The organism is Streptomyces sp. NPDC013157 (assembly GCF_042899865.1).
GTDB lineage: Bacteria > Actinomycetota > Actinomycetes > Streptomycetales > Streptomycetaceae > Streptomyces.
The window spans coordinates 239,525-266,114 of sequence record NZ_JBIBAK010000006.1 but is presented as its reverse complement, the minus strand read 5'-3'; the positions used below and the strand labels follow the sequence as shown (position 1 = coordinate 266,114).

The 26,590-nt window shown below is 69.7% G+C and carries 23 protein-coding genes and 1 pseudogene; 5 read left to right on the top strand and 19 right to left on the bottom strand.

The genetic code is table 11. The features are described from left to right. Positions 1–69: 69 nt before the first annotated feature. The 9 genes from ACFY6U_RS20555 to ACFY6U_RS20515 form a co-directional block, all read right to left on the bottom strand. Positions 70–2,799: a cation-translocating P-type ATPase gene (locus ACFY6U_RS20555; protein WP_390040103.1), complete on the bottom strand. Its 2,730-nt coding sequence runs from the start codon at positions 2,797–2,799 to the stop codon at positions 70–72. Further along, entirely contained in the window at positions 2,796–3,845 is a 1,050-nt protein-coding gene (locus tag ACFY6U_RS20550; protein ID WP_390040102.1) for a polyphosphate kinase 2 family protein, read from the bottom strand. The genes ACFY6U_RS20555 and ACFY6U_RS20550 overlap by 4 nt, the downstream gene beginning before the upstream one ends. A 109-nt stretch (positions 3,846–3,954) precedes the next feature. Beyond that, positions 3,955–4,236: a DUF6400 family protein gene (locus tag ACFY6U_RS20545; protein ID WP_390040101.1), complete on the bottom strand. Its 282-nt coding sequence runs from the start codon at positions 4,234–4,236 to the stop codon at positions 3,955–3,957. 91 nt (positions 4,237–4,327) lie between these two features. After that, positions 4,328–4,936: a VOC family protein gene (locus ACFY6U_RS20540; RefSeq protein WP_390040100.1), complete on the bottom strand. Its 609-nt coding sequence runs from the start codon at positions 4,934–4,936 to the stop codon at positions 4,328–4,330. 54 nt (positions 4,937–4,990) lie between these two features. Further along, positions 4,991–5,740 (bottom strand): SDR family oxidoreductase, encoded by a 750-nt coding sequence (locus tag ACFY6U_RS20535; protein WP_390040099.1) that lies wholly within the window; start codon positions 5,738–5,740, stop codon positions 4,991–4,993. Between the two features lie 52 nt (positions 5,741–5,792). Then, on the bottom strand, positions 5,793–6,521 hold the full coding sequence (locus tag ACFY6U_RS20530) for an isochorismatase family cysteine hydrolase (protein ID WP_390040098.1): 729 nt from the start codon (positions 6,519–6,521) through the stop codon (positions 5,793–5,795). 434 nt (positions 6,522–6,955) lie between these two features. Continuing rightward, on the bottom strand, positions 6,956–7,366 hold the full coding sequence (locus tag ACFY6U_RS20525) for an arsenate reductase ArsC (protein ID WP_390040096.1): 411 nt from the start codon (positions 7,364–7,366) through the stop codon (positions 6,956–6,958). Between the two features lie 23 nt (positions 7,367–7,389). Beyond that, a complete protein-coding gene (locus ACFY6U_RS20520; RefSeq protein WP_390040450.1) occupies positions 7,390–8,136 on the bottom strand; it encodes an aquaporin in 747 nt (248 codons plus the stop codon). Continuing rightward, positions 8,127–8,504: an ArsR/SmtB family transcription factor gene (locus ACFY6U_RS20515; RefSeq protein WP_390040094.1), complete on the bottom strand. Its 378-nt coding sequence runs from the start codon at positions 8,502–8,504 to the stop codon at positions 8,127–8,129. The genes ACFY6U_RS20520 and ACFY6U_RS20515 overlap by 10 nt, the downstream gene beginning before the upstream one ends. A 105-nt stretch (positions 8,505–8,609) precedes the next feature. On the opposite strand from ACFY6U_RS20515, the gene arsM reads away from it, so the two are divergent. After that, positions 8,610–9,503, top strand: a complete 894-nt coding sequence (gene arsM, locus ACFY6U_RS20510; RefSeq protein ID WP_390040093.1) for an arsenite methyltransferase — start codon at positions 8,610–8,612, stop codon at positions 9,501–9,503. Between the two features lie 304 nt (positions 9,504–9,807). Here arsM and ACFY6U_RS20505 read toward each other — a convergent pair whose 3' ends face one another. From ACFY6U_RS20505 to ACFY6U_RS20495, 3 genes are all read right to left on the bottom strand, one after another. Beyond that, a complete protein-coding gene (locus ACFY6U_RS20505) occupies positions 9,808–10,431 on the bottom strand; it encodes a PP2C family protein-serine/threonine phosphatase (protein ID WP_390040091.1) in 624 nt (207 codons plus the stop codon). A gap of 83 nt (positions 10,432–10,514) precedes the next feature. After that, positions 10,515–12,023 (bottom strand): sensor histidine kinase, encoded by a 1,509-nt coding sequence (locus tag ACFY6U_RS20500; protein WP_390040090.1) that lies wholly within the window; start codon positions 12,021–12,023, stop codon positions 10,515–10,517. Next, entirely contained in the window at positions 12,010–12,690 is a 681-nt protein-coding gene (locus tag ACFY6U_RS20495; protein ID WP_390040089.1) for a response regulator transcription factor, read from the bottom strand. Before ACFY6U_RS20495 ends, ACFY6U_RS20500 begins: the two co-directional genes overlap by 14 nt. Before the next feature lie 132 nt (positions 12,691–12,822). On the opposite strand from ACFY6U_RS20495, the gene ACFY6U_RS20490 reads away from it, so the two are divergent. The 4 genes and pseudogenes from ACFY6U_RS20490 (at position 12,823) to ACFY6U_RS20475 (ending at position 15,880) form a co-directional block, all read left to right on the top strand. Further along, the gene (locus ACFY6U_RS20490; RefSeq protein WP_390040088.1) at positions 12,823–14,358 is read left to right on the top strand and encodes a hypothetical protein; all 1,536 of its coding nucleotides are present in this window, start codon (positions 12,823–12,825) and stop codon (positions 14,356–14,358) included. 162 nt (positions 14,359–14,520) lie between these two features. After that, the gene (locus ACFY6U_RS20485; protein WP_390040448.1) at positions 14,521–15,078 is read left to right on the top strand and encodes a transposase domain-containing protein; all 558 of its coding nucleotides are present in this window, start codon (positions 14,521–14,523) and stop codon (positions 15,076–15,078) included. Beyond that, a pseudogene (locus ACFY6U_RS20480) lies at positions 14,985–15,470 on the top strand (transposase); the annotation flags it as partial. The gene ACFY6U_RS20485 and the pseudogene ACFY6U_RS20480, both read left to right, overlap by 94 nt. Before the next feature lie 113 nt (positions 15,471–15,583). Then, entirely contained in the window at positions 15,584–15,880 is a 297-nt protein-coding gene (locus ACFY6U_RS20475) for a hypothetical protein (RefSeq protein ID WP_390040470.1), read from the top strand. Positions 15,881–16,263: 383 nt separating this feature from the next. Here ACFY6U_RS20475 and ACFY6U_RS20470 read toward each other — a convergent pair whose 3' ends face one another. From ACFY6U_RS20470 to ACFY6U_RS20440, 7 genes are all read right to left on the bottom strand, one after another. Continuing rightward, positions 16,264–18,237 (bottom strand): TIGR03960 family B12-binding radical SAM protein, encoded by a 1,974-nt coding sequence (locus tag ACFY6U_RS20470; protein WP_390040087.1) that lies wholly within the window; start codon positions 18,235–18,237, stop codon positions 16,264–16,266. A gap of 104 nt (positions 18,238–18,341) precedes the next feature. After that, on the bottom strand, positions 18,342–19,847 hold the full coding sequence (locus tag ACFY6U_RS20465; protein ID WP_390040085.1) for a CHAD domain-containing protein: 1,506 nt from the start codon (positions 19,845–19,847) through the stop codon (positions 18,342–18,344). Between the two features lie 135 nt (positions 19,848–19,982). Continuing rightward, entirely contained in the window at positions 19,983–21,182 is a 1,200-nt protein-coding gene (gene rodA, locus ACFY6U_RS20460) for a rod shape-determining protein RodA (protein WP_390040083.1), read from the bottom strand. Beyond that, positions 21,179–23,434 carry a penicillin-binding protein 2 gene (gene mrdA, locus ACFY6U_RS20455; RefSeq protein ID WP_390040081.1) on the bottom strand — a complete coding sequence of 752 codons (2,256 nt, stop codon included), beginning with the start codon at positions 23,432–23,434 and terminating at the stop codon, positions 21,179–21,181. The genes rodA and mrdA overlap by 4 nt, the downstream gene beginning before the upstream one ends. 115 nt (positions 23,435–23,549) lie before the next feature. Further along, positions 23,550–24,227, bottom strand: a complete 678-nt coding sequence (gene mreD / locus ACFY6U_RS20450; RefSeq protein WP_390040079.1) for a rod shape-determining protein MreD — start codon at positions 24,225–24,227, stop codon at positions 23,550–23,552. Positions 24,228–24,241: 14 nt separating this feature from the next. After that, complete coding sequence (gene mreC, locus ACFY6U_RS20445) at positions 24,242–25,195, bottom strand: rod shape-determining protein MreC (RefSeq protein ID WP_390040077.1); 954 nt, start codon at positions 25,193–25,195, stop codon at positions 24,242–24,244. 208 nt (positions 25,196–25,403) lie between these two features. Next, a complete protein-coding gene (locus ACFY6U_RS20440; RefSeq protein ID WP_004001297.1) occupies positions 25,404–26,423 on the bottom strand; it encodes a rod shape-determining protein in 1,020 nt (339 codons plus the stop codon). Positions 26,424–26,590: the final 167 nt, after the last annotated feature.

The window sequence follows — 26,590 nt, the reverse complement described above, 5'->3', positions numbered from 1 at the left end:
TTCGGTACGGCTTCCATGGCGGTCGTGTCACGGTTTCGTCGGCGCCCGGAAGACCCGGTCCGCGGCGCGTCAGGTCCGCGGGACCGGCCTGCCGTTCCAGCGGGCGAGGAACTTGCCGACTTCCCACAGCACCAGCAGCGCGAGCGCCGGCAGCAGCGTCCAGGCGAACTGGGCCAGGTTCAGTTCGGTCGTGCCGAGCAGCCTGCGGAAGGCGTCCGTCTGGGTGACCAGGACCGCGAGGACGAACTCGATCAGCATGGCCCGGTTCATCTGCTTGCTGTCGAAGGTGGCGGTGGTGAGCACGGTGTCGCGTTCGCCGCGGCACTCCAGGGCGGCCACGATCAGGCAGAGCGCGAAGGACGTGAACGCCATCGACTGGCCGATCGCGACGCTGCCGTAGCGGGAGGTGCCGAGGTCGATCAGGCAGAGCAGGCCGATGGTGATCACCAGGCCGGACAGCCCGACGGTGAGCACGACACCCCGGGTGAGCACGTGCGCGCCGCGCGGTCGCGGGCGGCGGGCCATCAGGCCGGGGCTCTGCCGGTCGAAGCCGAGCGCGAAGCCGAAGGCCGCGTTGACGAAGAAGTGGATCCACAGCACCTGCGCCGGGGTGAACGGCTCCCCGGCGGCGATGTCGAACAGGGTCGCGCCGAGGAACGTCAGCACGAACACCACGAGCAGGACGAGCACGAACCGGATGTACTTGGTGAGGTTGTCGTAGATCTTGCGGCCCTGTTCCACCGCGAAGACGATCGTGGCGAAGTTGTCGTCGGCGAGGACCATGCGGCCGGCGTTCTTGGCGACCTCGGTGCCGGAGCCCATGGCGATGCCGACGTCGGCCGCCTTGATCGCGGGCGCGTCGTTGACGCCGTCGCCGGTCATGGCGACGACGCCGCCCTTCTTCTTCAGCGTCTCGGCGAGCAGCACCTTGTGCTCGGGCGCGACCCGGCCGACGACGCCGATGCCGTCGATCCGGGCGAGCCGTTCGCTCTCCGGCAGGGCGGCGAAGTCCGCGCCCAGCATGGCCTCGCCCTCGATGCCGAGCTGCCGGGCGATGGCGGCACCGGTGACGACGTCGTCGCCGGTGACCATGCGGACCCTGATGTGCGCGGCCTGCGCGCCGGCGACCGCGGCCCTGGACTCGGCGCGCGGCGGGTCGACCATGCCGACCAGGCTGGTCATCTGCAGGCCGGTGACGTAGCCGAGCAGGTCGCCGTCCGGATCGAACGTCGCCGGGTCGAGGTCGCGGCGCGCCGCGGCCATCACCCTCAGGCCCTCGCCGCCCATCCGTTCGACGTGCTCCTGCGCCCGCTGCCGCAGCCCCTCGTCCCACGGGACGGAGGCTCCCTGCCGGAGTGCCGTGGCGGCCCGGTCCATCATCGCGGGCGCCGCGCCCTTCACGAAGCAGCGCACGACGGGGCGGCCGGTCTCGTCGGTGGCCCGGTTGAAGGTGGCCATCAGCTTGTAGGAGGGGTCGAAGGGCAGTACGGCGAGCCTGGGCAGCCGTTCCCGGGTGGCGTCGACGTCCAGGCCGGCCTTGTGGCCGAGGACCAGCAGGGCGCCCTCGGTGGGGTCGCCGACGACCTTGCCGTCCACCAGCCGGGCGTCGTTGGCGACCAGGTACGGCAGGATCGCGTCCGCCATGTCCGGGGCGCTGCCGACGGGATGCCGGATCCGCCCCTCCAAGCTGTAACCGGTGCCGGAGACGGTGTAGCGGTCGCCGACGTCGACGACCTCCACGGCCGTCATCTGGTTCATGGTGAGCGTGCCGGTCTTGTCGGAGTTGATCGCCGAGGTGAAGCCCAGCGCCTCCACCGACGGCAGGTCCTTCACGATCGCCCGGCGCTTCGAGAGGTCGACGGCGCCGATGGACAGGATCGTCTGGGAGACGGTGGGCAGGGCCTCCGGGATGGCGGCGATGGCCAGCGAGACGGCGCTGACGAACAGCGCGTCCCACGCCGTACCGCGGCCGCGGCCGAGCACGAACATCAGGATCATCGTCACCCCGGCCGTCGCCGTGATCCACAGGGTGAGCCGGTCCATCTCCCGGGTCAGCGGCGAGGCCTCCCGGCGGGTGGTGGACAACATGCCCGAGATACGGCCTAGTTCGGTGTCCGCACCGGTGGCGGTGACCACCACCGTGCCGCTGCCGTGGGTGACGGGGGTGTTCATGAACGCCATGTTCCGGCGCTCCCCCGGCGGCAGGTCGCCGTCGGTCAGCGTGGCCGCCTCCTTCGCGGCCGGCACGCTCTCGCCGGTCAGCGCCGACTCGTCGATCTGCAGGGCGTTCGCCGTGACGACACGGCCGTCCGCCGGCACCTCGTCGCCGACCGCGAGCAGCACCACGTCGCCCGGTACGACCTCCTCGGCCGGGATCTTCGACTCGGTTCCGTCCCTGCGTACCCGCGCGGTGGCCTTCATCATCGACTTCAGCGCGTTCATGGCGCTGTCGGCCTTGCCCTCCTGGCGCATCCCGGCGACCGCGTTGACGACGGTCAGGACGAGCAGCAGGATCCCGGTGCTCCACTCCTTGATGACGAGCGAGACGACGGCGGCGCTCACCAGGACCAGTTGCATGTAGCTGCGGTACTGGGCGAGGTAACGGCGCCAGCCCGGCAGCGGTTTCTCCTCCGGCAGCGCGTTCGGGCCGTGCGTCCGCAGCAGTTCCGCTGCGCGGGCGGTGGACAGCCCGGCGGCCGGATCCACCTCGAACGCGGCGGCCACCTGCTCGGGCGGACACGCGTACCACGGCCTGCCGTCGGCCGTCCGGTCCTGCGGGGCGTCTGTCTGCGCGGTCATGAAGGCGCCTTCTTGTTTTTCGTCTTCGCGGTTTTCGCCCTCGCGGTTTTCGCCCTCGCGGTTTTCGTCTTCCTGGTTTTCGTCTTCTTGTTTTTCGCGTTGTTTCTCTTCTCGCCCTCTGCGTACGGGTCCGGGGCCGCGCCCGCGGGTGCCTCCGCCTCCAGCTCCTCCCTGACCTGGGCGAGTTCGCGCCGGGACTCGTCGCTGACCTGCGGGTACTGCGGGTCGATGACCATCAGGGTGTGCACCAGGACGGCGGCCGCGCACACCCGGGCGAACCACTTGTGGTCGGCGGGAACGACGTACCAGGGCGCCCACGGCGTACTGGTTGCGGACAACATCTGCGAGAACGCCCGCTGGTAGTCGTCCCAGTAGGCCCGTTCGCGCACGTCGGCCGACGAGAACTTCCAGTTCCGCTCGGGTACGTCGATGCGCTTGAGGAAACGGCTGCGCTGTTCTTCCTTCGACAGGTTCAGGAAGATCTTCACGATCCTGAAGCCGTTGTCGGTCAGATAGCGCTCCCAGTCGTTGATCTCGCGGTAGCGCCGCTCCCACACGTCCGGGCCGCGGGCCGTGTCGGGCAGTTTCTGGCGGCGCAGGTGGTCCGCGTGCACCCGGACCACGAGCACTTCCTCGTAGTGGGAGCGGTTGAAGATGCCGATCTCACCGCGGCCCGGCAGGTTCCGGGAGTAGCGCCACAGGTAGTCGTGGTCGAGTTCCTCGTTCGAGGGGACCTTGAAGCCGACCACGCGCACGCCCTGCGGGTTGACTCCGCTCATGACGTGGCGGATCGTGCCGTCCTTGCCGCCGGCGTCCAGGGCCTGCAGGCACAGCAGCACGCCGTAGGTGTCCTGGGCGGCCAGCCGCCGCTGGTAGTCGGCCAGCTGCTCGATACCGCTGCGGAGCAGTTCGACGCCGTCCTTCTTCTTGCGGATGCCGGCTCTGAAACCGGGGTCGAAGTCCTCGGCCAGCCGCACCTTGCTGCCGGGCTCCACCCGTAGCGGCTCGATGAACTCCGCGATGCGGTCGGCTCTGTCGTCGCCCATGGCCCACACGCCCTTCCGGACCGACCATGATTCCGGAGCCACCATGCTTCCGCCGGCCGCCGGGGGACGTCCTCACCCCTCAGGGGTGGTTCCCCCCTGGGCGGGTGGTTCAGGCGGTGGAGCCGTCGCCGTCCCCGCCAGGACGTCCGCCGTCCCCGCGGCGCGGCAGGACGCCGGCCGCGAGGAGGGTGTCGTAGAGCCGCTGCTGTTCCGGGTCGAGGCCGGAGTACAGCAGGTCGTACGCCTCCTCCTCGCCCCGCACCGTCTCGACGGGGTCCCAGTCGTCGCCGAGGGCCGCCATGACATGGGCGCGGCGGGTCAGCTCGTGACCGGTGAGGTCTACGGCGAACTCGACCGGCTCGGTGGGACGGGAGGCATCTTTGTCGGACATATAACCGAATTTAGGTAAGCCTTCCGGGTGCGGACAAGGGCCCGTGGGACACATCACAGCAGGCCGGAAGGGAGGGGACGGCTGCGGCCGGCTACGAGGGCGGTTCGGTCCCGGCCTGCTCGCTCACCAGGTACCGCGCGTACCAGTCCGGCCAGTCCGGGTCCTCGGCGCCGATGCGGGCCTCGTGCTCGCCGTGCGCCGCCGCGGCCCGGCGCAGGGCGCTCGCCAGGTCGCCGGCCGAGGAGAACGCGGTGGCCGCGGGGTCGACCCTGCCGGGGAGCCGGGTGGTGACCTCCTGGAGGAGCCAGCCGTTGCCGTCCGGGTCGCTGAACGACAGGAAGGAGCCGTAGCTGCCGTCGGGGCCGGCCACCCGGGCGTCGGTGCCCGCGTGGTGGAAGAGGCCGCCGGCGTCGTGGAACACGTCGCTCGGGTGGGCGCCGTTGCGGGCCAGCTCGTCGTGGGCGGTCCTGATGTCGTCGACGATCAGGTGCAGGCCCTGGGCCGTGCCCGGAGCCTGGTCGGTGACCGAGGAGCCGAAGATGACCGACGCCGGGGAGCCCGGCGGGGTCACCTGCACCACCCGGAAGTCCCCGTCGCCGGCGACGTCCGCGTCGAGCCGCCAGCCCAGCGTGGTGTAGAAGTCCTTGGCCCGGTCGACGTCGGCCACCGGCACCACGACGACCTCCAGTTTCATGTCCATGGCTTGCGCCTCCCGTCTCGTAGGGGCGTGGGGGATGTCGGTGAGGACGGGCGGTCAGCGTGCGAGCAGTTGCTGACCGCCGTCGATGTCGTAAGTCGCGCCGGTGAGGGCGTCGTTGACCATGATGTGCAGGGCGAGAGCGGCGACGTCGGCCGGGCCGACCACCCGGCGGATGGGCAGCGAGTTGCGCAACTCCTCGCGCCGCGCCTCCAGTTGGTCGCCGAGGAGGGCGGCGGACAGCGGTGTGTCCACGAACCCGGCCGCGATCAGGTTGACCCGGACCGGGGCGATCTCCAGCGCCAGGTTGGCGGTGAGCGCCGGCAGCGCCGCGGTGACCGCGCCCACCACGGCCATCCCGGGCGCGGGCCGCCGGCCGCCGGTGCCGCCGATGAACAGCAGCGTTCCCCCGGGCCTGACCTTCTCCCGGGCCGCCCGCGCCACCGCAAGCAGCATCGCCATCCGCTCGCCGAAGTCCCGGGCGGCGTCGGCCGGATCGAGCTCGCCGAACGGGGTGTACGACGGGCTGCCCGCCGTGACCAGCACGTGGTCGGCCCGTCCGGGCAGTTCCCCGAGGAAGCGCTCCAGGTGGGCGGTGTCCCGGGCGTCGAGCGCGGCGGTGCTCAGCGGGTGCAGCTCGTCCGCGGCCCGCCGCAGGCGCTCGGCGTTGCGTGCCGCCAGCACCAGGTCGCCGCCGGCCGCCCGCACCTGCCGTGCCGTCTCCAGACCGATGCCGGCGCTGCCGCCCACCACGACGACCGTCTGCCCGGCCAGTTCTCCGTGCGCTCCGCTCGGCCTGTCGGCCATGACCGCCTCCACGTCCGCCGGCACCGCCCGCCTCGTGGGCGCTGCCGGGCCTTCACCGGAAGTCCCCGCCACCCCCGCCGTCTTCGCCGCGCCCGCCGTCCCCGTCGTCTTCGCCGCCCCCGCCGTCCCCGTCGTCTTCGCCGCCCCCGCCGTCCTCGCCCTCCACGAGGCCGACGAACTCGTCGGTGGTGATGACGGCGTGGGCGTACAGGGGTGCGTTCAGCTCGAAGGTCGCTGTCATCTCCTCCCAGCTGAGGGAGCCGATGGCGTCGCGGACGAGGGTCACGTGGTAGCCGAGTTCCTGGCCGAAGCGTGCGGTGGTGTCGACGCAGGTGTTGGCCCGCATGCCGATGAGCACGATCTTGCGGATCCGGTGCTGCTTGAGCATGAGGTCGAGGTCGGTGTTGGCGAAACCGCTGGAGGCCCAGTGCTGCCCGATGACGATCTCGTCCTCGCGGGGCCGGAAGTCGGGGTGCCACTCGCCTCCCCAGCTTCCCTCGGCGAACGTCTGGTTGACCACGATGCGCTGCTGGGACGGCGACAGGTGGTCCCAGGTGCGGTAGTCGCCCGGTGTCGTCCGGTGGTGCGGCACGATGAGGACGCGGCACCCGCGGCCACGGGCCGTGGCCAGAACGGTACGCATGTGGTCGAGCAGTCCGACCCGCTCCGCCACCTCCTTCCCCCGGGGCCACAGCTTTCCGCCCTCGGAGAGGAAGTCGTTGTACGGGTCGACGATCAGCAGAGCGGTTTCCCGCGGGGAGTACCGCGCTTCAGAGGTCATGGAAGGTTCCCGACTGGCCGGCGAACGGACCGATCGCTGCTGGGACGCGCAGAGCGGGGACTGCCGGCGCCGCCCCGAACTCTCCGCCGCGGCCACCCGGCTCCGGAACCTCAGTCTGTCACCCACCCGGCGGAACGGCATCCGGGCCCGCCGGCACTCCCCCGGCCCCACCGGGGCCGCCTTGCCGCCGTATGCCGTATGCCGTCTGCCGTCTGCCGTCTGCCGTCAGGAACTCGACGCAGGCGGGCGGGAACCGCGGCCGGCGTCTTGCGGCGGGGGCTGTGGCGAGTCCGCAGATCGCCGGTGAAGGTGAAGGGGCCGAGGCGTACGTCGCAGCGCTCCGTGGAACTGCTGAAGTCGCTCCAGCCGTAGGTGTGGGTGCCGCCGTGACCGATGCGGGCTGTCGCACATGGCAACTGCCGAGCCCACATCGTTCAGCCGATCAGGTCGTTCACCAAAGCGCGGATGCGGTGTTCGATGTCGTCCCGGATCGGGCGAACGGCATCGACTCCCTGGCCGGCCGGATCGTCGAGTTGCCAGTCGAGGTATCGCTTACCCGGGAAGACCGGACATGTGTCTCCGCATCCCATCGTGATGACGACGTCGGACGCCTGCACGGCTTGCGTCGTCAGGATCTTCGGGGTCTCGGCGGAGATGTCGATGCCGACTTCGTTCATGGCTTCCACCACGGCCGGATTGACCGTGTCGGCAGGAGCGGAGCCGGCCGAGCGGACCTCCACCCTGTCCCCGGCGAGGTGGGTGAGGAAGGCGGCAGCCATCTGAGAGCGCCCGGCGTTGTGGACGCAGACGAACAGAACGGAGGGGCGCGGGGTGGAGTCGGTCACGACGGAAGTTCCTTGGAAGGGGGTCAGCGAGGGGAAACAGCGAGTTCGGTGTCGCCTTGCGGCATGACGGCATCGGTTCCGGCGGGAACGGCGGTCCCGAAGACCAACGCCACCAGGCCCAGGCCGGCGGCGGCGCCCACCAGTTGTGCCGCGATGAACGGCGCGACGGACGCCGGGGCGATCCCGGCGAAGGTGTCGGTGAACGTCCGGCCGATCGTCACCGCGGGGTTCGCGAACGAGGTGGAAGAGGTGAACCAGTAGGCGGCCCCGATGAAGGACGCCACAGCCCCCGGAGCCAATCGCCCGCGCCCCGTCCGGTTCAGGCCGAAGATCAGCAGAACGAGCCCGGCAGTCGCCACGACTTCCCCCAGCCACAGGTGTCCTGCGAAGCGGTCGTGCGTGGACCACTTCACCAGGGGTTCGGCGAACATGGCGTCGGCCAGGACCGCACCGGCGACGGCTCCCGTGATCTGCGCCGCGACGTACGCGGTCGCGTCCAGCAGGCTCAGCCCGCTGCCGCTCCTCCGGTCGGCGAACCATGCCGCAAGGGTGACAGCAGGGTTGAAGTGCGCACCTGAGACCGGCCCGAGGAGCACGATCAACACGCCCAGGCCGAAGACCGTGGAAATCGAGTTGGCGAGCAGTTGGACGCCCACGTCACGTGAGAGTTCGGTCGCCTGGATCCCGGAGCCGACGACCACGGCCACCAGGCCGGCGGTCCCCACCGCTTCGGCAGCGACGCGGCGGCCGAGGGGCGCGTTCACACGGATGCCTTTGCCGCGTGCGGCATGGCCAGGAAGCCGGCCAAGCGGTCGAGGGCGGTCGGCAGGATCCAGTAGTAGACCCAGGTGCCGCGTCGCTCGCAGTCGATGAGCCCCGCCTGCCGGAGCAGCTTCAGATGGTGCGAGATCGTGGGCTGCGACAGATCGAAAGCGGGGGTCAGCTCACAGACACAGACTTCGCCGCCCTCCCGCGAAGCGATCATCGACATCAGCCGCAGACGCACCGGGTCGCCCAGGGCTTTGAAGGTCTTCGCCAGGCCGGCCGCCTGCTCTTCGTCCAGGGGCGCCGTGGCCAGCCCCTCGCAGCAGGCGTCATCGCCGTCCTGGCCGAGGATCTTCAGCTCTTGTTTCGACATGCCTCTATATTGACGTTCCTCGATCCAAGGCGCAAGGTTGCATCGATGAACGTCAATACAAGCCGTTCCGGGGCGCCGTCATGCCCCACGATCCAGGAGCGAGTCATGCCCGACAAGTCCACAGACCTACGCGAAACCGTCCGCCGGCGTTACGCGGCAGCAGCCGTCAAGGTCACCGAAGGCGGCACCGCCTGTTGCGGGTCGGACCCCGTCGAGATCGACGAGAACTTCGGCTCCGCCCTCTACCCGGCCGACGAGCGGGAGGCACTCCCCGCCGAGGCCCTCGCCGCCTCCCTCGGCTGCGGCAACCCCACCGCGGTGGCCGAGCTGCACGAAGGGGAACGTGTCCTCGATCTCGGTTCCGGAGGCGGCATCGACGTCCTGCTCTCCGCCCGGCGCGTCGGCCCGACGGGCAAGGCGTACGGACTCGACATGACCGAGGAAATGCTCTCCCTGGCCCTGGCCAACGCCGCGAGGGCGGGCGCCACGAACGTCGAGTTCCTCAAGGGCACCATCGAGGCCGTCCCGCTGCCCGCGAACACCATCGACGTCGTGATCTCCAACTGCGTGATCAACCTGTCCACGGACAAGGCAGCGGTGTTCACGGAGACGTTCCGCGTCCTGAAGCCCGGCGGCCGCCTCGGCGTGTCCGACGTCGTCGCGGACGACTCCCTGACACCCGAGCAGCGAGCCGAGCGCGGCGACCACGTCGGCTGCATCGCCGGCGCCCTTTCCTTCAGCGAGTACCGCGAAGGCCTCGCAGCGGCGGGCTTCACCGACGTCGAGATCACTCCGACCCACGGCGTGGCCGACGGCATGCACTCTGCGATCGTGCGCGCCACCAAGCCCACCGCAGCGACCGAAGCGACCGAAGCCAAGGAGCCCTCCGACACCTGCTGCGGCGTGAACTCCTGCTGCACTCCGGCCGAGACCTCCACCGACCCGGCCGTCACGGTCACAGACGCCAAGGCCGCATCAGGCTGCGGCTGCCAGAGCTGAGGCACCACGAGGAGGCCCCAGCAAGCCGTCAGCCGCCCACAGCGACAACCTCGCCCTCCATCGCCCCCACCGGCACATCCGCGATGCGCCTCAGTGGCTCACTCGCCTCAGTGAGCGTGTCCACTCGGCGCGGGGGCAGCGTTCTTGACCGTCAGCGGCAGCAGCTTCTTGCCCGTCGGGCCGATCTGGATGCTGGTGTCCATCTGCGGGCAGGCTCAGCCGCAAACCGCGGCCCGCCCCAGCCACGAGGGGACGTCAGGCCCTTGGTCACGCTGTCGAACCAGCCCTGGTTCGTCCGATGCACTTACTTGTCTGGCCTCGAAGATCGGACCTGCGGAGCTCGGAGGGCGAGCACTGCCATGTCGTCGTGTCCGTCGCTGGGGTGCTCCTCGATCAGGACGCGGACGAGGTCGGCCACGGGCAGGTCGACGTGGACGGCGGCGAGCCGTTGCAAGCCTGCCTCCAGTGAGTGGTGACGGTGTTCGACGAGCCCATCGGTGAAGAAGACGACTGTGGCATCGGCGGGAAGGGGATGGGCGTGGTTGTGGCGTCGTGCAGTGCTGTCGACGCCGAGGGACGGATCAGGATCCGCGAGCAAGTGGCTGGCCCGGCGATCGGGGCTGATCACCAAAGGCGGAGGGCGTCCTGCAGTACTCCAGCGCAACGTCCAACCGGCCGACGGCGCGAGTTCGATCCGGGCAAGGCACGCAGTGGTCACGGGACTGTCCGTGATGGCCTGGAGGGTGCGGTCGAGGTGCGCGAGGACAGCGCTGGGCGAGGTACGGCGATCGTAAAGCAGGGCACGCAGCATGCTGCGGGTCTGAGCCATGGCGGCGGCCGCCTGGAGGTCGTGTCCGACGACGTCACCGATGACGGCGGCGCAAGCTCCGTCGGGCACCAACAGGGCGTCGTACCAGTCCCCGCCCACATGGTCGGGGGTGCTGGCAGCGTGGTAGGCCGCGGCAGCGTCGAAGGGCTCCAGGGGTCAGTGGGCTGCCGCGGTGAAGCGCGTCATTTCTCGGCCGGGGTGAGGGCTAGGGGAAGACGTAGCTGGAAGCAGGCTCCGAGGGTCCGCGGGGTGAGCGTGAGGGTGCCCTGGTGGCGGTGGGCGAGGTCGCGGGCGATGGCGAGGCCCAGGCCGGTGCCGCCCTGCTCACGGGAGCGGGCGTCGTCGAGGCGGACGAAGCGTTCGAAGATGCGCTCGGCGTCCTCGGCGGGGACGCCCGGTCCGTCGTCGTGCACCGTGAGGACAGCCCAGTCGTCCTCGTTGCGGACGGTGATCTGGATGCGGTGCGCGGCGTGACGGGCTGCGTTGTCGACGAGGTTGCGCAGCAGCCGTTCGTACTCGTCGGGGTTTCCGTGTACGTATGCGGGGGCGGTGCTGTCGCAGGTGAGGGTCAACGGCCTTTCGACGAGGGGGTATTGCTCGGTCAGCCGGGAGGCGAGGTTCGTCAGGTCGACGGTGCCTGCGTCGGCCGCCGGGGCGCGGGTGTCGAGACGCGCGAGTAGCAGCAGGTCTTCGGCGAGGGCCTGGAGGCGGCGGGTCTGTCGTGCGGCGGTGGCGGCCGCGGCGGGCCAGTCAGTACGTTCCGGGTAGACGAGGGCGACCTCCAGGCTGGTCAGCAGGGTGGTGAGGGGGCTGCGCAGTTCGTGGGAGGCGTCCGCGACGAAGCGGCGTTGCTGGGCAGCGGCGTTGTCGAGGCGCTGGAGGGTGGTGTTGATGGTGGTGGCCAGGGCGGTGATCTCGTGTCCTGTGGCGGGGACGGTGACGCGTTCGCGCGGGTTGGTGGCGGTGACCGAGGCGGTGAGGACGCGGATGGCTTCGACCGGCCGTAGCGCGATGCGGATGGCGAAGTAGGCGACGGCGGCGATCAGTACGAGGCCGGCCAGTCCGGCTCGCAGCAGCAGGCGGTCGGTATCCTCGGTGATCGCCTCGGCGATGTCCTCGCCTGCGTGCGGGAGCACCACCACGTAGACCCGCAGCTGGGCGTCGGCGGCGACGCCCAGAGCGGCGACTTTGTCACGGCTCAGTTCATCGGCCCTGATGTCGTGGTACATGACCAGGTAGGTCCCACCGTCCTTGCCGAACCGGTCCCCGGGCTTGGCGTCCTGGCGCGCCGGTATACGGATGGGGCGGGTCCCGTAGCCCCAGCCCCCGTCATCGGGTGGGGCGGGCAGCTCTGCCTTCGGTGGGGCGGGCAGCACATGGCGGGTGCCGGGGTCGAACTCCTCCATGCCTCCGCCGTAGGCGACAGCGGCGCGTCGGCCGGTCGCGACGATCTCGTACGGCACGGTGCTTCGGCGAGCGGGAACCGCGCCCTCCTTCAGCTGATCGACGAAGGCCAGCAGTTGTTCCTCCGCCTGCCCTTGGGCGATCTGTGTGCTCTGGCGATAGACGTCGCGGTGGACCCACCAGCCGATGCCGGCCAGGATGACAGCGGCGGCCGAGGCGGCGGCCAGTGCCGTGCGGGCTCGTACCGAACGCGGCCACCAACGGCGCCGCCACTCAGTCGCGTTCACGGTCGTCCACCAGCCGGTAACCGGTGCCCCGTACGGTCTGCAGGGACTGCCGGTCGAACGCCGCGTCCACCTTCTTGCGCAGCGCGCTGACCCGCGCCTCCACCAGGTTGGGATCCAGGGCTTCGTCGGGCCACGCGTGATAGAGCAGATCCGCCTTGGAGACCGCCTGGCCCGCCCGGCGGGCCAGCAGCTCCAGCACGGCGAACTCCCGGGGGGTGAGATCCACCCGGGTGCCGGCCCGGCGGCAGACCCGGCCGGCGATGTCCAGGGAGAGGTCGCCCACGGCAAGGACGGGCGGGGCGACGGCGGCGGTCCGTCTGACCAAGGCCCGCAGCCGTGCGACGAGCACCAGGTAGGAGAAGGGTTTGGCCAGGTAGTCGTCGGCCCCCGTGTCCAGGGCCTCTGCCTGGTCCCACTCCCCGTCCTTGGCGGTCAGTACGAGGATGGGGGTCGCGTTTCCCTCCCGGCGCAACTGGGCGCAGAGCTTGTAGCCGTTGAGTCCGGGCAGCATCAAGTCCAGCACGACGAGAGCGTATTCGCCGGTCCGGGCCATCCACAGTCCCTGCCTGCCGTCATGGGCGAGGTCGACGCTGTAGCCCTCGGCGGTCAGACCGGTGTGCAGGGTGTGGGCAAGGTCCACCTCGTCTTCGACCACCAGGATGCGCATGTGGTGCAGCCTCGCACAGTGCTGGCGCGCCTTCCTGATCGGCCAGTCAGGTTGGGTCAGCATCCGGTCAATGAGGTCCCGGCACGCTGACGGAGTTCCTCCGCCGCTGCCTGCTGAAAGGCCCTGTCACCGATGTCCCTTGATGAACGCGCCCCCGCGATGGCCAGGAGGGTCTCCCCTCCCGTACCCGCCCGCCGACAAACACCGGGCCCGACCCCGGCCGTTGTCGTCATCGCGCCCCTGGCGCTGACCATCGCCCTGGGGCTCTGGGGTATCCGCAGGCAGAACACCATGTGGGGGGATGAGTCCGTCACCTACCAGCTCGCACACCGCGATCTCTCGCAGATATGGCACACCGCCCAGCACATCGATCTGGTCCATGCCCTCTACTACGCCGTGATGCACGAGATCTTCGGACTCTTCGGCGCAGGGCTGCTGACGTTGCGGCTGCCGTCCGTGCTGGCGATGTCCGTGGCAGCGAGCGGAGTCGGGCTTCTGGGGCTGCGCCTGGCGGGGCCCCGGGCCGGACTGCTGGCCGGGCTGGTGTTCCCGCTCCTTCCCCAGGTGCAGAAGTACGCGCAGGAAGGCCGCTCGTACGCCATGGTCTGCGCCCTGGTCACCTGGGCCACCTATGCGCTCGTGGCCGGCGTCCCGCATCGCACCCGGTGGCGGTGGGCGGTCTACGGCGCCACCATGCTGCTGGCCTGTCTGCTCCATGAGTTCGCGGTCCTCGCCCTGGCCGCGCACGGCATCACCCTGGCCGTCTCCCGTGTACCACGACCGGTCCTGAAGGCGTGGAGCGCGGCTGCCGCGGGTGTGGTGGCAGGGCTGTCGCCGCTGGCGGTCCTCAGCGCCGGGCAGTCGGAGCCGGTGTCCTGGATCGGCGGACCGGTGCGGCTGCCGTACTTCCTGGTCGGAGCGGTCGTGGGCGTGGCGTGTGCCCTAACGCCGCTGCGGAGGAGGGGGCCCGTGGGGCTGTCCGCGCTGGCCGTGCCGATCCTCGTGCTTCCGGGGCTTCTGCTGCTGATCGCCTCACTGGTCAAGCCTCTCTTCGTCGACCGCTATGTGCTCTACGGCGACATCGGGGTCGCCTTGCTGCTGGGGGCCTGGATGGACTACTTCCACCGGCGGCGGACCGCCCGCACCGTGTGGATCTCGTGGGCTGCGGCGGTCGCCGCACTGGCCGCGCTCGTCCAGCCGAGCCTGTGGCTGCGGACGCCCCAGAGCCGGAGCAACGACGCCACCGCGATCGGCGCCGCCGTACGTGAGCAGGGCCGTCCGGGCGACGGGTTGCTCTACCTCTACGGACAGCAACGGATTTTGACCGGGGCCGACCCCGAGGACACCCGCTCCCTCACGGATCTCGCCCTGGCACAGGATCCCATTGCGTCGAACACGCTCGCCGGCGTCGAGCTGCCCGCCCGGGACATAGCGGCACGCATGCTGGAGTTCGACCGGATCGTCGTGGTCCGCGCTGCGGGTGCGCACTCGCCGACCAACCCGCAGGAGGAGGAAGCGAAAACAAGCACCCTGCGGCGCCACTTCCGCGAGTACCGAACACTCCATGTCAACGGGGCGCGAGTCACCGTCTATGTCCGCGATCACGACCGGTCTCCGAAAGCCGGTCCTCGATCCAACAGCCCGGGAACAAGCGGCTGGGTGCGGTGAAGTCAACACCGTTGCGTTTGAGTCTTGAGTCGGAGGTCAAGCCCGGGTGAATGATGCAACGGGACGTCCTGATAGATCAACTTGTTGTCGGCAAGGTGATCACCGGGAGTCCCGTTGCAGGAGAAGTCTGTCATTACGCGCACGATCGAGGCGGGCGGGGGTGTGTACGCGCCCGGCCACTTGGGCGAGCTGACCCAGACTGTGGACTTCGTGCTGGTGGACGCGGTGATCGAGGAGACCGGGTCACGCGAGAAGCGGCTGCGGCTGCTGCCGTCCCGGGTCGTGGTCTACTTCGTCCTCGCGCTGGCACTGTTCGAGGACTGCTCCTACCGGGGCGTGTGGGGCAAGTTGACAGCGGAACTGGACGGACTGCCGTTGGTGCGTCCGGCGATCTCCTCACTTTCCCGTGCCCGACGGCGCGTAGGAGCGGCACCGCTGCGGCGGCTGTTCGAGATCCTCGCCGGGCCCGTCGCCCACCTTGGGCAGACCGGTTCGTTCTATCGAGGGCTTCGGACTGTGGCCGTGGACGGCACTTTGCTGCACGTGCCCGATGAGGAGGCGCTGACCTGGCGCTATGCCAAGCGAGCGGCGAGAGCGTGGAGTTCGGCTACCCGCTGCTGCGACTCGTGGTCCTGGTCGAGTGCGGCACCCGTGCGATCCTGGCCGCCGCGTTCGGCCCCGAGAGTGACGGCGAACTCACTAACGCAGCCCGCCTGCTGAATGTGCTGGACCGCACCATGCTCCTGCTGGCCGATGCCGGCTTCGACGGAGCCGAGTTCGCCCGGGACGTCCAGGCCGCCGGCGCGCAGTTCCTGGTGCGCTCCTCTGACCGCCGGATACCCACCCCCTTCCGGCACCTGGGCGACGGCTCCTACCTGGCCCGGATCGGCTACGGCGTCCTGCCGGTCCTGCTGACCGTCCGCGTCATCGAGGCGTCCGTGACCGTCACCCTGGCCGACGGCACCGTCCGCACCGAGCAGTGGCGCCTGCTCACCAGCCTCCTCGACCCGGCTGTCCACCCGGCCACCGAGCTTGTTGATCTTTACCATGAGTGGCGGCAGTCGGAAACGACGTCTTTCTCGATCAAGGCGACCATGCTGGATGGCCGTGTCCTGCGCTCCCGCAGCCTTCAGGGCCTTGACCAGGAGGTCTATGCGCTGCTGGCCACCTACCAGGCCCTGGTTCGCGCTGCCGCCGACACCGTCTGCACCCGGCCGGGATGGACATGGACCGCATCAGCTTCACCGTCCTGCAGACCACAACCGCCGACACCGTCACCACCGCGACCGCAATCCTGCCCCCAGCGGGACCCGCCGACCTCGTCGGCACCATCGGCCGGGCCGCCCTCGACGCCCTGCACCCCACCCGCCACCGGCACCGCGTCAAGGCCCGCACCCGCAAGAACCCCACCAGCAAGTACGGACCGAACGCCGGACAACACCCAACGATCAGCCAGAACTACACCATCCACGCCACCGTCACGTTCTTCGAACACGGACTCGCAAACCGCTCACGGACGTAAACGCAACGGTGTTGGTGCTGTGGCGTCACCTCGTGCTGCACACCGACCGAGGACTCAGCCGACCCAGCTGTCACCGTGACCAAGGCCATGTCGGCATCCACCGGCGAATGCCAGAACTGACATGACACCACGAGCCGCTCCAGATCTCAGAGGGGGCTCGGAAGCCTTCGCTGTCCCGCAGAAGCCCTACAGCGGCTCAGACCCACTCCACCTCCGAGTAGATGTCCGAAGCGCCTCCAGGCCCCGGCAAGGGTGTCTGAGGAGCGCGTCGGGCCGTCGACGGCTGCCGCGCTGAGACGCCGGCGGCGGCCAGGGCGGCAACCACATCGTCCTCACTCGCCCCCGCCAGGGCATCAGCGATCCGCGCCAGAGCCTCGGTCACCTCAGTGACTGTGTCCGCTGGTCGGGGCGTCCTTCTTGACCGTCAGCGGCAGCAGCTTCTTGCCCGTCGGGCCGATCTGGATGCTGGTGTCCATCTGCGGGCACACCCCGCAGTCGAAGCAGGGGGTCCAGCGGCAGTCCTCGACCTCTGTTTCGTCGAGGGCGTCCTGCCAGTCCTCCCAGAGCCAGTCCTTGTCCAGGCCCGAGTCGAGGTGGTCCCAGGGGAGGACCTCCTCGTAGGTGCGCTCGCGGGTGGTGTACCAGTCGACGTCGACGCCGGAGGGGGCGAGGGCCTTGTCGGCGCAGGCCATCCAGCGGTCGTAGGAGAAGTGCTCGCGCCAGCCGTCGAAGCGGCCGCCGTCCTCGTAGACGGCGCGGATGACGGCGCCGATGCGGCGGTCGCCGCGGGAGAGGAGGCCCTCGACGATGCCGGGCTTGCCGTCGTGGTAGCGGAAGCCGATCGAGCGGCCGTACTTCTTGTCGCCTCGGATCTTGTCGCGGAGCTTCTCCAGGCGGGCGTCGGTCTCTTCGGCGGAGAGCTGCGGGGCCCACTGGAAGGGGGTGTGGGGCTTGGGCACGAAGCCGCCGATGGAGACCGTGCAGCGGATGTCGTTCGAGCGGGAGACCTCGCGGCCCTTGGCGATGACCTTCGTCGCCATGTCGGCGATCTGGAGGACGTCGTCGTCGGTCTCGGTGGGCAGGCCGCACATGAAGTACAGCTTCACCTGGCGCCAGCCGTTGCCGTAGGCCGTCGAGACGGTGCGGATCAGGTCGTCCTCGGAGACCATCTTGTTGATGACCTTGCGGATGCGTTCCGAGCCGCCCTCGGGGGCGAAGGTGAGGCCGGAGCGGCGGCCGTTGCGCGTCAGTTCGTTGGCCAGGTCGATGTTGAAGGCGTCGACGCGGGTGGAGGGGAGGGACAGGCCGATCTTGTCCTCCTCGTAGCGGTCGGCCAGGCCCTTGGCGATGTCGCCGATCTCCGAGTGGTCGGCGCTCGACAGCGAGAGCAGCCCGACCTCCTCGAAGCCCGTCGCCTTGAGGCCCTTGTCGACCATCTCACCGATGCCGGTGATCGAGCGCTCGCGCACCGGGCGGGTGATCATGCCGGCCTGGCAGAAGCGGCAGCCGCGCGTGCAGCCGCGGAAGATCTCGACGGACATGCGCTCGTGGACCGTCTCGGCGAGCGGGACGAGGGGCTGCTTGGGGTACGGCCACTCGTCCAGGTCCATGACGGTGTGCTTGGAGACGCGCCACGGGACGCCCGACCTGTTGGGGACCACGCGGGCGATCCGGCCGTCGGGGAGGTACTCGACGTCGTAGAACGCCGGGATGTAGACGGAGCCGGTCTTCGCCAGGCGGAGGAGGACCTCCTCGCGGCCGCCGGGGCGGCCCTCCGCCTTCCACTCCCGGATGATCTTCGTCATGTCGAGGACGGCCTGCTCGCCGTCGCCGATGATCGCCGCGTCGATGAAGTCCGCGATCGGCTCCGGGTTGAAGGCCGCGTGGCCGCCCGCGAGGACGATCGGGTCGTCGAGGGTGCGGTCCTTGGACTCCAGGGGGATGCCGGCCAGGTCGAGGGCCGTGAGCATGTTGGTGTAGCCCAGCTCCGTGGAGAAGGACAGGCCGAACACGTCGAAGGCCTTCACCGGGCGGTGGCTGTCCACCGTGAACTGCGGGACCCGGTGCTCGCGCATGAGCGCCTCCAGGTCCGGCCACACGCTGTACGTGCGCTCGGCGAGGACGCCCTCCTGCTCGTTGAGTACCTCGTAGAGGATCATGACGCCCTGGTTGGGCAGGCCGACCTCGTAGGCGTCCGGGTACATGAGCGCCCAGCGGACGTCGCAGGCCTCCCACGGCTTGACCGTGGAGTTGAGCTCTCCGCCGACGTACTGGATCGGCTTTTGCACATGCGGGAGCAGTGCTTCGAGCTGCGGGAACACAGACTCGGCGACCTGAGCGGCGGCTTCGGCAGGCATCTCGCGGACCTTTGTGAGGTGGCTGGGGGGCGCCCCCCGGCCGGTGGCCGGGAAGGGTGACCATCAAGCCTAACCCGGTCGGCGGACTCCCCCGTACGCCCGGATCACACCGGAGCCCCGGCCTTGATGTCCTCCCAGGCCCCGGGCGCCTCCGCCTCCACCGCCGCCGCCCGCTGCTCCTCGCGGCCGTACAGCAGCCCGTACGTGAACGCGCTCTCCCCGGCCGCGTGGGCCACCGCGGACAGTTCGCGCAAGGTCTCGCGAGCCATGACGCTGTCCTGGTGCTCGCCGAGCATGGTCTGCAGGGACTTCATGGACTTGACCATGGTCTTGGCCGGCTTGCCGAGGGCGGGGCGGGCGGCCTCGGCCGCGTAGCGGGTGCGCTTGGCCTTCTTGCGGGCCTCGTGCAGGCCGAGGTCGCGGTCGTGGCCGGGGGGCTCTGCCATGGCCGTCTCGATCAGGTCGGTGACCTTGGCGAAGTCCTTGTGGACGGCCTTGGTGAGGACCTTCTCGGGGTCCTTGGCGGCGGCCTTCAGCAGGGGCGGGTCGGCGGCCAGGGTGTCCAGGGTGTCGAGGAGCGCCAGGTAGCGGGTGGAGTCGAGGACGCCGAGGAGCCGGCTGCGGGAGCCGCGTTCGCTCGCCTCGGCCCAGCGCTGGATGCGGTCGTGGACGGGGCCGTGGACGAGGGTGGGGGGCACGTCGGCGAGGGCCGACATCAGGCGTTCGGCCAGGACCTCCTGGTCGCGGCCCACGCCCAGTTCGCCTGCCAGCCATTTCAGCTCGTCGGCGATCGGGTCGGTGACCTGGCGGTCGAGGACCTTGCCGAAGGTGCGGAAGGTGCTGCGCAGCCGGCGGGTGGCGACCCGCATGTCGTGCACGCCCTCCTCGGTGTCCAGGCGCACGGCGGGGTCGAGCTCGACGATCGCGTCGCGCTGGGCGCGGACGTAGGCCATGACGTGGTCGCCCGCCGTGACGGGCGCGGCGGAGGCGGTCTTCGGCGGGCGCGGCTTGCCGCCCTTCGTCTCGGCCAGGGCGCGGGCGAGCTTCGATGCGGACTTCGAGGGGCGTACGCCCGCCTTGCCCAGCCGTTTCTCCACCTTGTCGAGGAAGGCGGGGTCGCCGCCGTCGGCGAGTTCCACCTCGATCTCGGTCCACTGTGCCTTGCCGTCGCCGCCGAAGAGCCGGTCGGCCCGGACGCGGTCCACGCTCACCTCGGCGAGCAGGGCGCCGTCGGCGTCGACGAGGTGCTGGACGTCGCGGGTGGTGCGCAGCCGGATCACCGGGACCAGCTGGCCCTCGCGGACCCGGGAGCGGGCCAGGGCGGCGAGTTCGTCGGGGAGGGTGTCGGAGAGGGGGGCATGGATCTCGTCCCGGACGCCGGGTGCGACGGGGAGTTTGAGGTGCCAGCCGGCGTCGCTGCCTCCGCTGCGGCGGCGCAGGGTGACCTTGGCCGAGGCCAGACGCAGGTCGGAGGTGTCGTGGTAGGTCGCGTCGAGGTCGGCGGTGCCCTTGTCCACGACGTTCGCCACTCCTGCGACGCCGGTCAGATCGGGCAGGCCGCTGTCATCGGATTCGTACTTGCGCTCGATTTCGCGCTTCGTATCCGCCATGAGTTGAATCTAGTGGTCGGGCCGCCGCAGAGGCAGAGGCCAAGGTGGGTGAATCGGAGGAAGACTGAATCGGTACGGGAGGTGAACAGATCGGTTGATGTGTTCACCTCCCTGAGTTCCCCGGGGCGGAGCCGACTATGCCGACATCGGCCGCTGCACCCTGATCGACTGCAGCAGCCCCACCGCCACCCACACCGCGAACATCGAGGAACCGCCGTACGACACGAACGGCAGCGGCAGGCCGGTGACCGGCATGATGCCGAGGGTCATGCCGATGTTCTCGAACGCCTGGAACGCGAACCATGCCACGATCCCCGCCGCGACGATCGTGCCGTACAGCTCGGTCGCCTCGCGGGCGATACGGCAGGCGCGCCACAGGATGACCCCGAGGAGCACGATGATCAGGCCGGCGCCGACGAAGCCCAGCTCCTCCCCCGCGACCGTGAAGACGAAGTCGGTCTGCTGCTCGGGGACGAACTGGCCGGTGGTCTGCGAGCCGTGGAACAGGCCCGCGCCGGTGAGGCCGCCGGAACCGATGGCGATGCGGGCCTGGTTGGTGTTGTAGCCGACGCCGGCCGGGTCGAGGCTCGGGTTGGCGAAGGCGGCGAAGCGGGCGATCTGGTACTGGTCCAGGATGTGCAGCTGCCAGATGACGACACAGCCGATCACGCCGGTGGCGAGCAGGCCGAAGACCCAGCGGTTGGAGGCGCCGGAGGCGAGCAGCACGCCGAGGATGATGGTGACCATGACCAGGACCGTGCCGAGGTCGGGCATGAGCAGCACGATCAGGATCGGGACCGCGGCCAGGCCCAGGGACTGCAGGACGGTGCGGTGGTCGGGGTACTTCTTGTCACCGGCGTCGACCCGCGCCGCCAGTATCATCGCCATGCCCAGAATGATCGTGATCTTCACGAACTCGGCGGGCTGCAGCGAGAAACCGCCGCCGAAGACGATCCAGTTGCGGCTGCCGTTGATGGTGGCGCCCAGCGGGGTGAGCACCGCGAGGATGCCCACCAGGGAGAGGCCGTAGAGGATCGGCACGACGTTGCGGAGCTGGCGGTGGCCGACCCAGATGGTGCCGATCATCAGGACGAGCCCGATGCCGGTGTTCATCAGGTGCCGGACCAGGAAGTAGTACTGGTCGCCCTGGTTGATCTCGGTGCGGTTGCGGGTCGCCGAGTAGACCAGCACCGAGCCGAGCAGGGACAGGGCGACCGCCGCCACCAGCATCGGCCAGTCCAGGCGGCGGGTCAGCGAGTCCCGGGCGAGGAGCCGGGTCCAGCCGGCCCGCGCCGGGCCGTACCCGGAGACGGAGAAGCTGTTGACGCCGGTCATGTGAGCATCCTCCGGCTTCCCCGCTTGCGGGCTCGTCTGCGGGTGTCACGGTTGCCCGTGGACGGGGAGGCCGTGGTGGCGGCCGGGGTCTGCCCGTTGTCGGTGTTCTTGTCGCCCTGCTGGGAGTAGACCTGGAAGTCCTTCGCCGGGTCCTTGGAGATCTTCGGGGACTCGATCGTGCCGTCCGTGCGGACCTTCGGCAGGCCCTTCTGCGGGGTGTAGAGCAGCGCCTTGTTCTTGTCGATGGAGCCGTCGGCCGACACGCCGTACAGGGCGCTGTAGATGTTGCGGACCGCCTCACCGGAGGCACCGGAACCGGTACCGGCCTGGGAGATGGTCATGATGACCGTGTAGTCCTTGCTGTAGGTGGCGAGCCAGGACGTGGTCTGCTTGCCGTAGACCTCGGCAGTACCGGTCTTGCCGTGCAGGGCGATCTTGTCCTGGGGCCAGCCGCCGAACTTCCAGGCCGCCGTACCGCGGGTGATGACGCCGGCGAAGGCCTCGTCCATGCCCTTGAGGGTGGCCTGGGTGACCGGCAGCTTGCGGACCACCTTGGGCTTGATCTCCTGGACGGTCCTGCCGTCGGCGCTGACGATCGCCTTGCCGATGGTCGGCTGGTACTCGGTGCCGCCGTTGGCCACGGCGCCGTAGATCATCGCCTCCTGTATCGGCGTGACGAGGGTGTCGCCCTGGCCGATGGAGTAGTTGATCTCGTCGCCCTCGCGCATCTTGTTGCCTTCGAGGCAGTTCTCGTACTCGATCTTCTCGACGTAGGTGCCGTCCTTCTTCCCGGACTTGCACCAGGCGTCCTTGTTGGCCTTCCAGTAGTCGATCTTCCACTGGCGGTCGGGGACGCGGCCGGTGACCTCGTTGGGCAGGTCGATGCCGGTCTCCTTGCCGAGGCCGAACTGGTGGGCGGTCTTGAAGAAGTAGTCCTTCGGCTCGCCCGGCTTGGGGTTGATGCCGCCGTCCTTCTTCCACTCGCGGTCGGCGAGGCCGTAGAAGACGGTGTCGCAGGAGACCTCCAGGGCGCGGCCCAGGGAGATGTCGCCGAAGTTCTCGCCCTCGAAGTTCTTGAAGACCTGGCCGCCCACCGAGTAGGAGCTCGTGCAGGGGTAGCCGCCGTCCCAGGCGTAGCCGGCGTTGACCGCGGCGGCGGTGGAGACCACCTTGAACGTCGAACCGGGGGCCGCCTGACCCTGTATGGCCCTGTTGAGCAGCGGGTAGTCGGAGTTCTTGCCGGTGAGGGCCTGGTAGTCCTTGGCGGAGATGCCGCCGACCCACACGTTCGGGTCGTAGGTCGGCGCGGAGGCCATGGCGACGATCCGGCCGGTCTTGGCCTCCATCACGATGACGGCGCCGGAGTCGGCCTTGTAGTTCTCGTGGGTGATGCTGTCGTACTGCTGGCGGGCGGCCTTCATCGCCTTGTCCAGCTCGTTCTCGGCGACCCGCTGGACGCGGGAGTCGATGCTGGTGACCAGGTTGGAACCGGGCTCGGCGGCGTCGGACTTGGCCTTGCCGATGACGCGGCCGAGGTTGTCGACCTCGTAGCGGGTGACGCCCGCCTTGCCGCGCAGCTCCTTGTCGTACTCGCGCTCCAGGCCCGACCGGCCGACCTGGTCGGAGCGCAGGTACGGGGAGGAGGTGTCCTTGGCCTGCTGGATCTCGTCGTCGGTGACCGGGGAGAGGTAGCCGAGGACCTGGGCGGTGTTGGACTTGCCGGGGCTCGCGTAGCGGCGGACCGCCTCGGGCTCGGCGGTGATGCCGGGGAAGTCCTCGGAGCGCTCGCGGATCTGCAGGGCCTGCTTGGCGGTGGCCTTGTCGGTGATCGGGATCGGCTGGTACGGCGAGCCGTTCCAGCAGGGCTGGGGGGTCTTGGCGTCGCAGAGGCGGACCTTCTGCATGACCTCCTCGGGCTTCATCCCGAGGACTCCCGCGAGCTTGGTCAGGACCGCCTTGCCGTCGTCCTTCTGCTTGAGCAGGTCGGTGCGGGAGGCGGAGACGACCAGCCGGGTCTCGTTGTCCGCGAGGGGGACTCCGCGGGCGTCCAGGATCGAGCCGCGCACGGCGGGGTCGACGACCTGCTGGACGTGGTTGCCGGAGGCCTCCTTCTGGTACTCGGAGCCCTCCCGGATCTGCAGGTACCACAGGCGGCCGCCGAGGGTGCCGAGCAGGGAGAGGACGAGGATCTGGATGACGACGAGGCGGATCTGGACGCGTGGGGTCCGACCGGTCTCGGGAATGTTGGTCACTGGGCTGTCTCCCCCTCTCCCGGCACAAATGCGCGTGCGCGTACGAATGATGAACGATCTACCTGTGAGGCCGCGTTCCGCCCCCGCGCACCCGTTCGGGTGAACTCACCCGCGTTCACAGGCGCTTGACCCCCTTGATGCGGCCGACGCGGACTGTGCGGGTGCGGGCCTTGGCCCTGAGGCCGCCGAGGCCGCCGCGCTGGCCGCCGATGCGCATGCCGGTACCGGAGGAGATCCAGCCCGAGGAGATGTCGCCCGCCTTGCCGCCGGAGTTGGCCTCGGTGAGCGGGTCGTTGTCGGCGCGGCGGGCCAGAGCCATGACGCCGGGGACCACGAACGGGGCGAGCAGCAGGTCGTACAGGGCGGCCGTGATCAGCAGGCTGGTCATGCCGACGTGCCGGGCGGCGGTGTCGCCGACGAGGGCGCCGACGCCGGCGTACAGCAGGGTGGAGCCGACGGCGGCGGCGACCACGACGAGCATCGGGCCGGTCGCGGACTTCAGGCGGCCGTTCTCCGGCTTGATGAGGCCGGCGAAGTAGCCGACGACGCAGAGCACCAGGGCGTAGCGGCCGGCCGCGTGGTCGGCGGGCGGGGCGAGGTCGGCGAGGAGTCCGGCGCCGAAGCCGACGAGGGCGCCGCCCACATGGCCGTACACCATGGCGAGGCCGAGGACGGTGAGCAGCATGAGGTCGGGGACGGCGCCGGGCAGGTGGAGGCGGGCGAGGACGCTCACCTGGATCACCAGGGCGACGACGACCAGGGCGGAGGAGAGCAGGATCCGGTTGACACGCATGGGGGATTCAGCTCCTACTGCTGCTCGCCGGTGGTGTCGGACGCGTTGGCGCTCGCGTCCGCGGACGGGGTGACCGTGACGGTCACCGTCGGGGTGGGGGTCGGCCTGGGCTTGGCCGGGAGCACCGTGTCGCGCGGGTCCTTCTTCGGTGCCTCGACGACCACGCCGACGATGTCGAGCTTGGTGAAGGACACGAACGGCGTGACGTACAGGGTGCGGGTCAGGCCGCCGTTGGAGGGGTCGACGCGGGTGACCGTGCCGACCGGGACGCCGGGCACGAACGGCTTGTCGCCCTGGGAGCCGAAGGTGACGAGCCGGTCGCCCTTCTTCACCTCGGCCTTGCTGTCGAGGAGTTCGACGCGCAGCGGGCGGTCGCCCTGTCCGGAGGCGAAGCCGAGTTCGTCGCTGCCCTCCATGCGGGTGCCGACGGTGAAGTCGGGGTCGTTGGCGAGCAGCACGGTGGAGGCGTCCGGGCCGACCGTGGTCACGCGGCCGACCAGGCCGTTGCCGTTGAGGACGGTCATGTCCCGCTTGATGCCGTCGTTGTAGCCGACGTCGATGGTGACGGTCCAGGAGAAGCCCTGCGCCGACCCTATGGCGATGACTTGGGCGCCCTTGATGCCGTACTGGCCCTCGGCGGCGACGTTGAGCATCTTCTCGAGCTGGGTGAGGCGGCTGCGGTTGCGGTCGTCGCTGCCGAGCTTCGCCTTGAGGGTCGCGTTCTGCTTCTCCAACCGGGCCAGCCGGTCGTGCCGTTCGCCGGAGCCACGGACGGCGGAGACGGCGTTTCCGACCGGGTCCACCACCGTCGACATGCCGTTCTCGATCGGGCCGAAGACCGCGGCCGCGGCCTGCCGGGCGCCGTCGACCGGGGAGTTCCTGCCACCTCGGATGTCCACCGTGATCAGCGCGAACGCGATGGCGATCAGCAGCACCAGGAGCAGCCGGCTCTCTTTCGTGTCCCTCACGTGCGGCGGCCGTGCCTTCCTCAATAGGAACTTGCGGAGCTTGATTTCGGGAGTTCGTGAAGCATGTGGGGGGTGCGAAGGTCTGCGGGGGGGCGGAGGCTTGTGTGCGTGTTGGGGGGGAACTCGCCCTGTGTGAGCCTATGCCTCCATATCAACGATCCGCCGCACGAGAGGGGGTCATCTCGTACGGCGGAATCGAAGAGTTACGTCATCTGCGCGGCTGGGCGTCCAGGACCTGCTGGAGCGCCTCGAACTCCTCGACGCACTTGCCGGAGCCGAGCGCCACGCTGTCCAGCGGGTCCTCGGCGATGTGGATCGGCATGCCGGTCTCCCGGCGCAGCCGCTCGTCCAGACCGCGCAGCAGGGCTCCGCCGCCGGTCAGAACGATTCCCCTGTCCATGATGTCGCCGGACAGCTCCGGCGGGCACTTGTCGAGCGTGGTCTTGACGGCGTCGACGATCGCGTTGACCGGCTCCTCGATCGCCTTGCGGACCTCGGCGGCCGAGATGACCACGGTCTTGGGCAGGCCGGAGACCAGGTCCCGGCCGCGGATCTCGGTGTGCTCGTCGGAGTCGAGGTCGTACGCCGAACCGATCGTGATCTTGATCTGTTCGGCCGTCCGCTCACCGAGGAGGAGCGAGTACTCCTTCTTGATGTGCTGGATGATCGCGTTGTCCAGCTCGTCGCCCGCGACGCGGATGGACTGGGCGGTGACGATGCCGCCGAGCGAGATGACCGCGACCTCCGTGGTGCCGCCGCCGATGTCCACCACCATGTTGCCGGTGGCCTCGTGGACCGGCAGGCCGGAGCCGATGGCGGCGGCCATGGGCTCCTCGATGATGTGCACCTGGCGGGCACCGGCCTGCGACGACGCCTCGATGACCGCGCGGCGCTCGACACCGGTGATGCCGGAGGGCACGCACACGACCACACGCGGCCGCGCGAGGTACCGCCGCTTGTGGATCTTGAGGATGAAGTAGCGGAGCATCCGCTCGGTGATCTCGAAGTCGGCGATCACGCCGTCCTTCAGCGGGCGCACGGCGACGATGTTGCCGGGCGTGCGCCCGATCATCTTCTTCGCCTCCGCGCCGACCGCAAGAATTCCACCGGTGTTCGTATTGATCGCGACAACGGACGGCTCGTTGAGTACGATCCCGCGACCCCTGACGTACACCAGCGTGTTGGCGGTCCCGAGGTCGACAGCCATGTCACGGCCGATGAACGACATTGAGTTCCCCATCAGGATTCGTCTGGCCTTCCCGGGAGCTTTTGAGGGCATTTCAGGTCGGCGAAGTGGGTGCTGTGACGTGAAGGCTTCCATGGTAGACGCGCCTGCACGAACACTGCGCGAGGGTCTTCGCCATTGTCAGCACGTGTACGGCCGCCTCGCTTGTG

Coding starts and splice junctions, on each gene's coding strand:
- ACFY6U_RS20555 (WP_390040103.1), bottom strand. CDS start 2,799: ATGACCGCGCAGACAGACGCCCCGCAGGACCGGACGGCCGACGGCAGG.
- ACFY6U_RS20550 (WP_390040102.1), bottom strand. CDS start 3,845: ATGGGCGACGACAGAGCCGACCGCATCGCGGAGTTCATCGAGCCGCTA.
- ACFY6U_RS20545 (WP_390040101.1), bottom strand. CDS start 4,236: ATGTCCGACAAAGATGCCTCCCGTCCCACCGAGCCGGTCGAGTTCGCC.
- ACFY6U_RS20540 (WP_390040100.1), bottom strand. CDS start 4,936: ATGGACATGAAACTGGAGGTCGTCGTGGTGCCGGTGGCCGACGTCGAC.
- ACFY6U_RS20535 (WP_390040099.1), bottom strand. CDS start 5,740: ATGGCCGACAGGCCGAGCGGAGCGCACGGAGAACTGGCCGGGCAGACG.
- ACFY6U_RS20530 (WP_390040098.1), bottom strand. CDS start 6,521: ATGACCTCTGAAGCGCGGTACTCCCCGCGGGAAACCGCTCTGCTGATC.
- ACFY6U_RS20515 (WP_390040094.1), bottom strand. CDS start 8,504: ATGTCGAAACAAGAGCTGAAGATCCTCGGCCAGGACGGCGATGACGCC.
- arsM (WP_390040093.1), top strand. CDS start 8,610: ATGCCCGACAAGTCCACAGACCTACGCGAAACCGTCCGCCGGCGTTAC.
- ACFY6U_RS20495 (WP_390040089.1), bottom strand. CDS start 12,690: ATGCGCATCCTGGTGGTCGAAGACGAGGTGGACCTTGCCCACACCCTG.
- ACFY6U_RS20490 (WP_390040088.1), top strand. CDS start 12,823: ATGTCCCTTGATGAACGCGCCCCCGCGATGGCCAGGAGGGTCTCCCCT.
- ACFY6U_RS20475 (WP_390040470.1), top strand. CDS start 15,584: ATGGACCGCATCAGCTTCACCGTCCTGCAGACCACAACCGCCGACACC.
- ACFY6U_RS20470 (WP_390040087.1), bottom strand. CDS start 18,237: ATGCCTGCCGAAGCCGCCGCTCAGGTCGCCGAGTCTGTGTTCCCGCAG.
- ACFY6U_RS20465 (WP_390040085.1), bottom strand. CDS start 19,847: ATGGCGGATACGAAGCGCGAAATCGAGCGCAAGTACGAATCCGATGAC.
- rodA (WP_390040083.1), bottom strand. CDS start 21,182: ATGACCGGCGTCAACAGCTTCTCCGTCTCCGGGTACGGCCCGGCGCGG.
- mreD (WP_390040079.1), bottom strand. CDS start 24,227: ATGCGTGTCAACCGGATCCTGCTCTCCTCCGCCCTGGTCGTCGTCGCC.
- ACFY6U_RS20440 (WP_004001297.1), bottom strand. CDS start 26,423: ATGTCGTTCATCGGCCGTGACATGGCTGTCGACCTCGGGACCGCCAAC.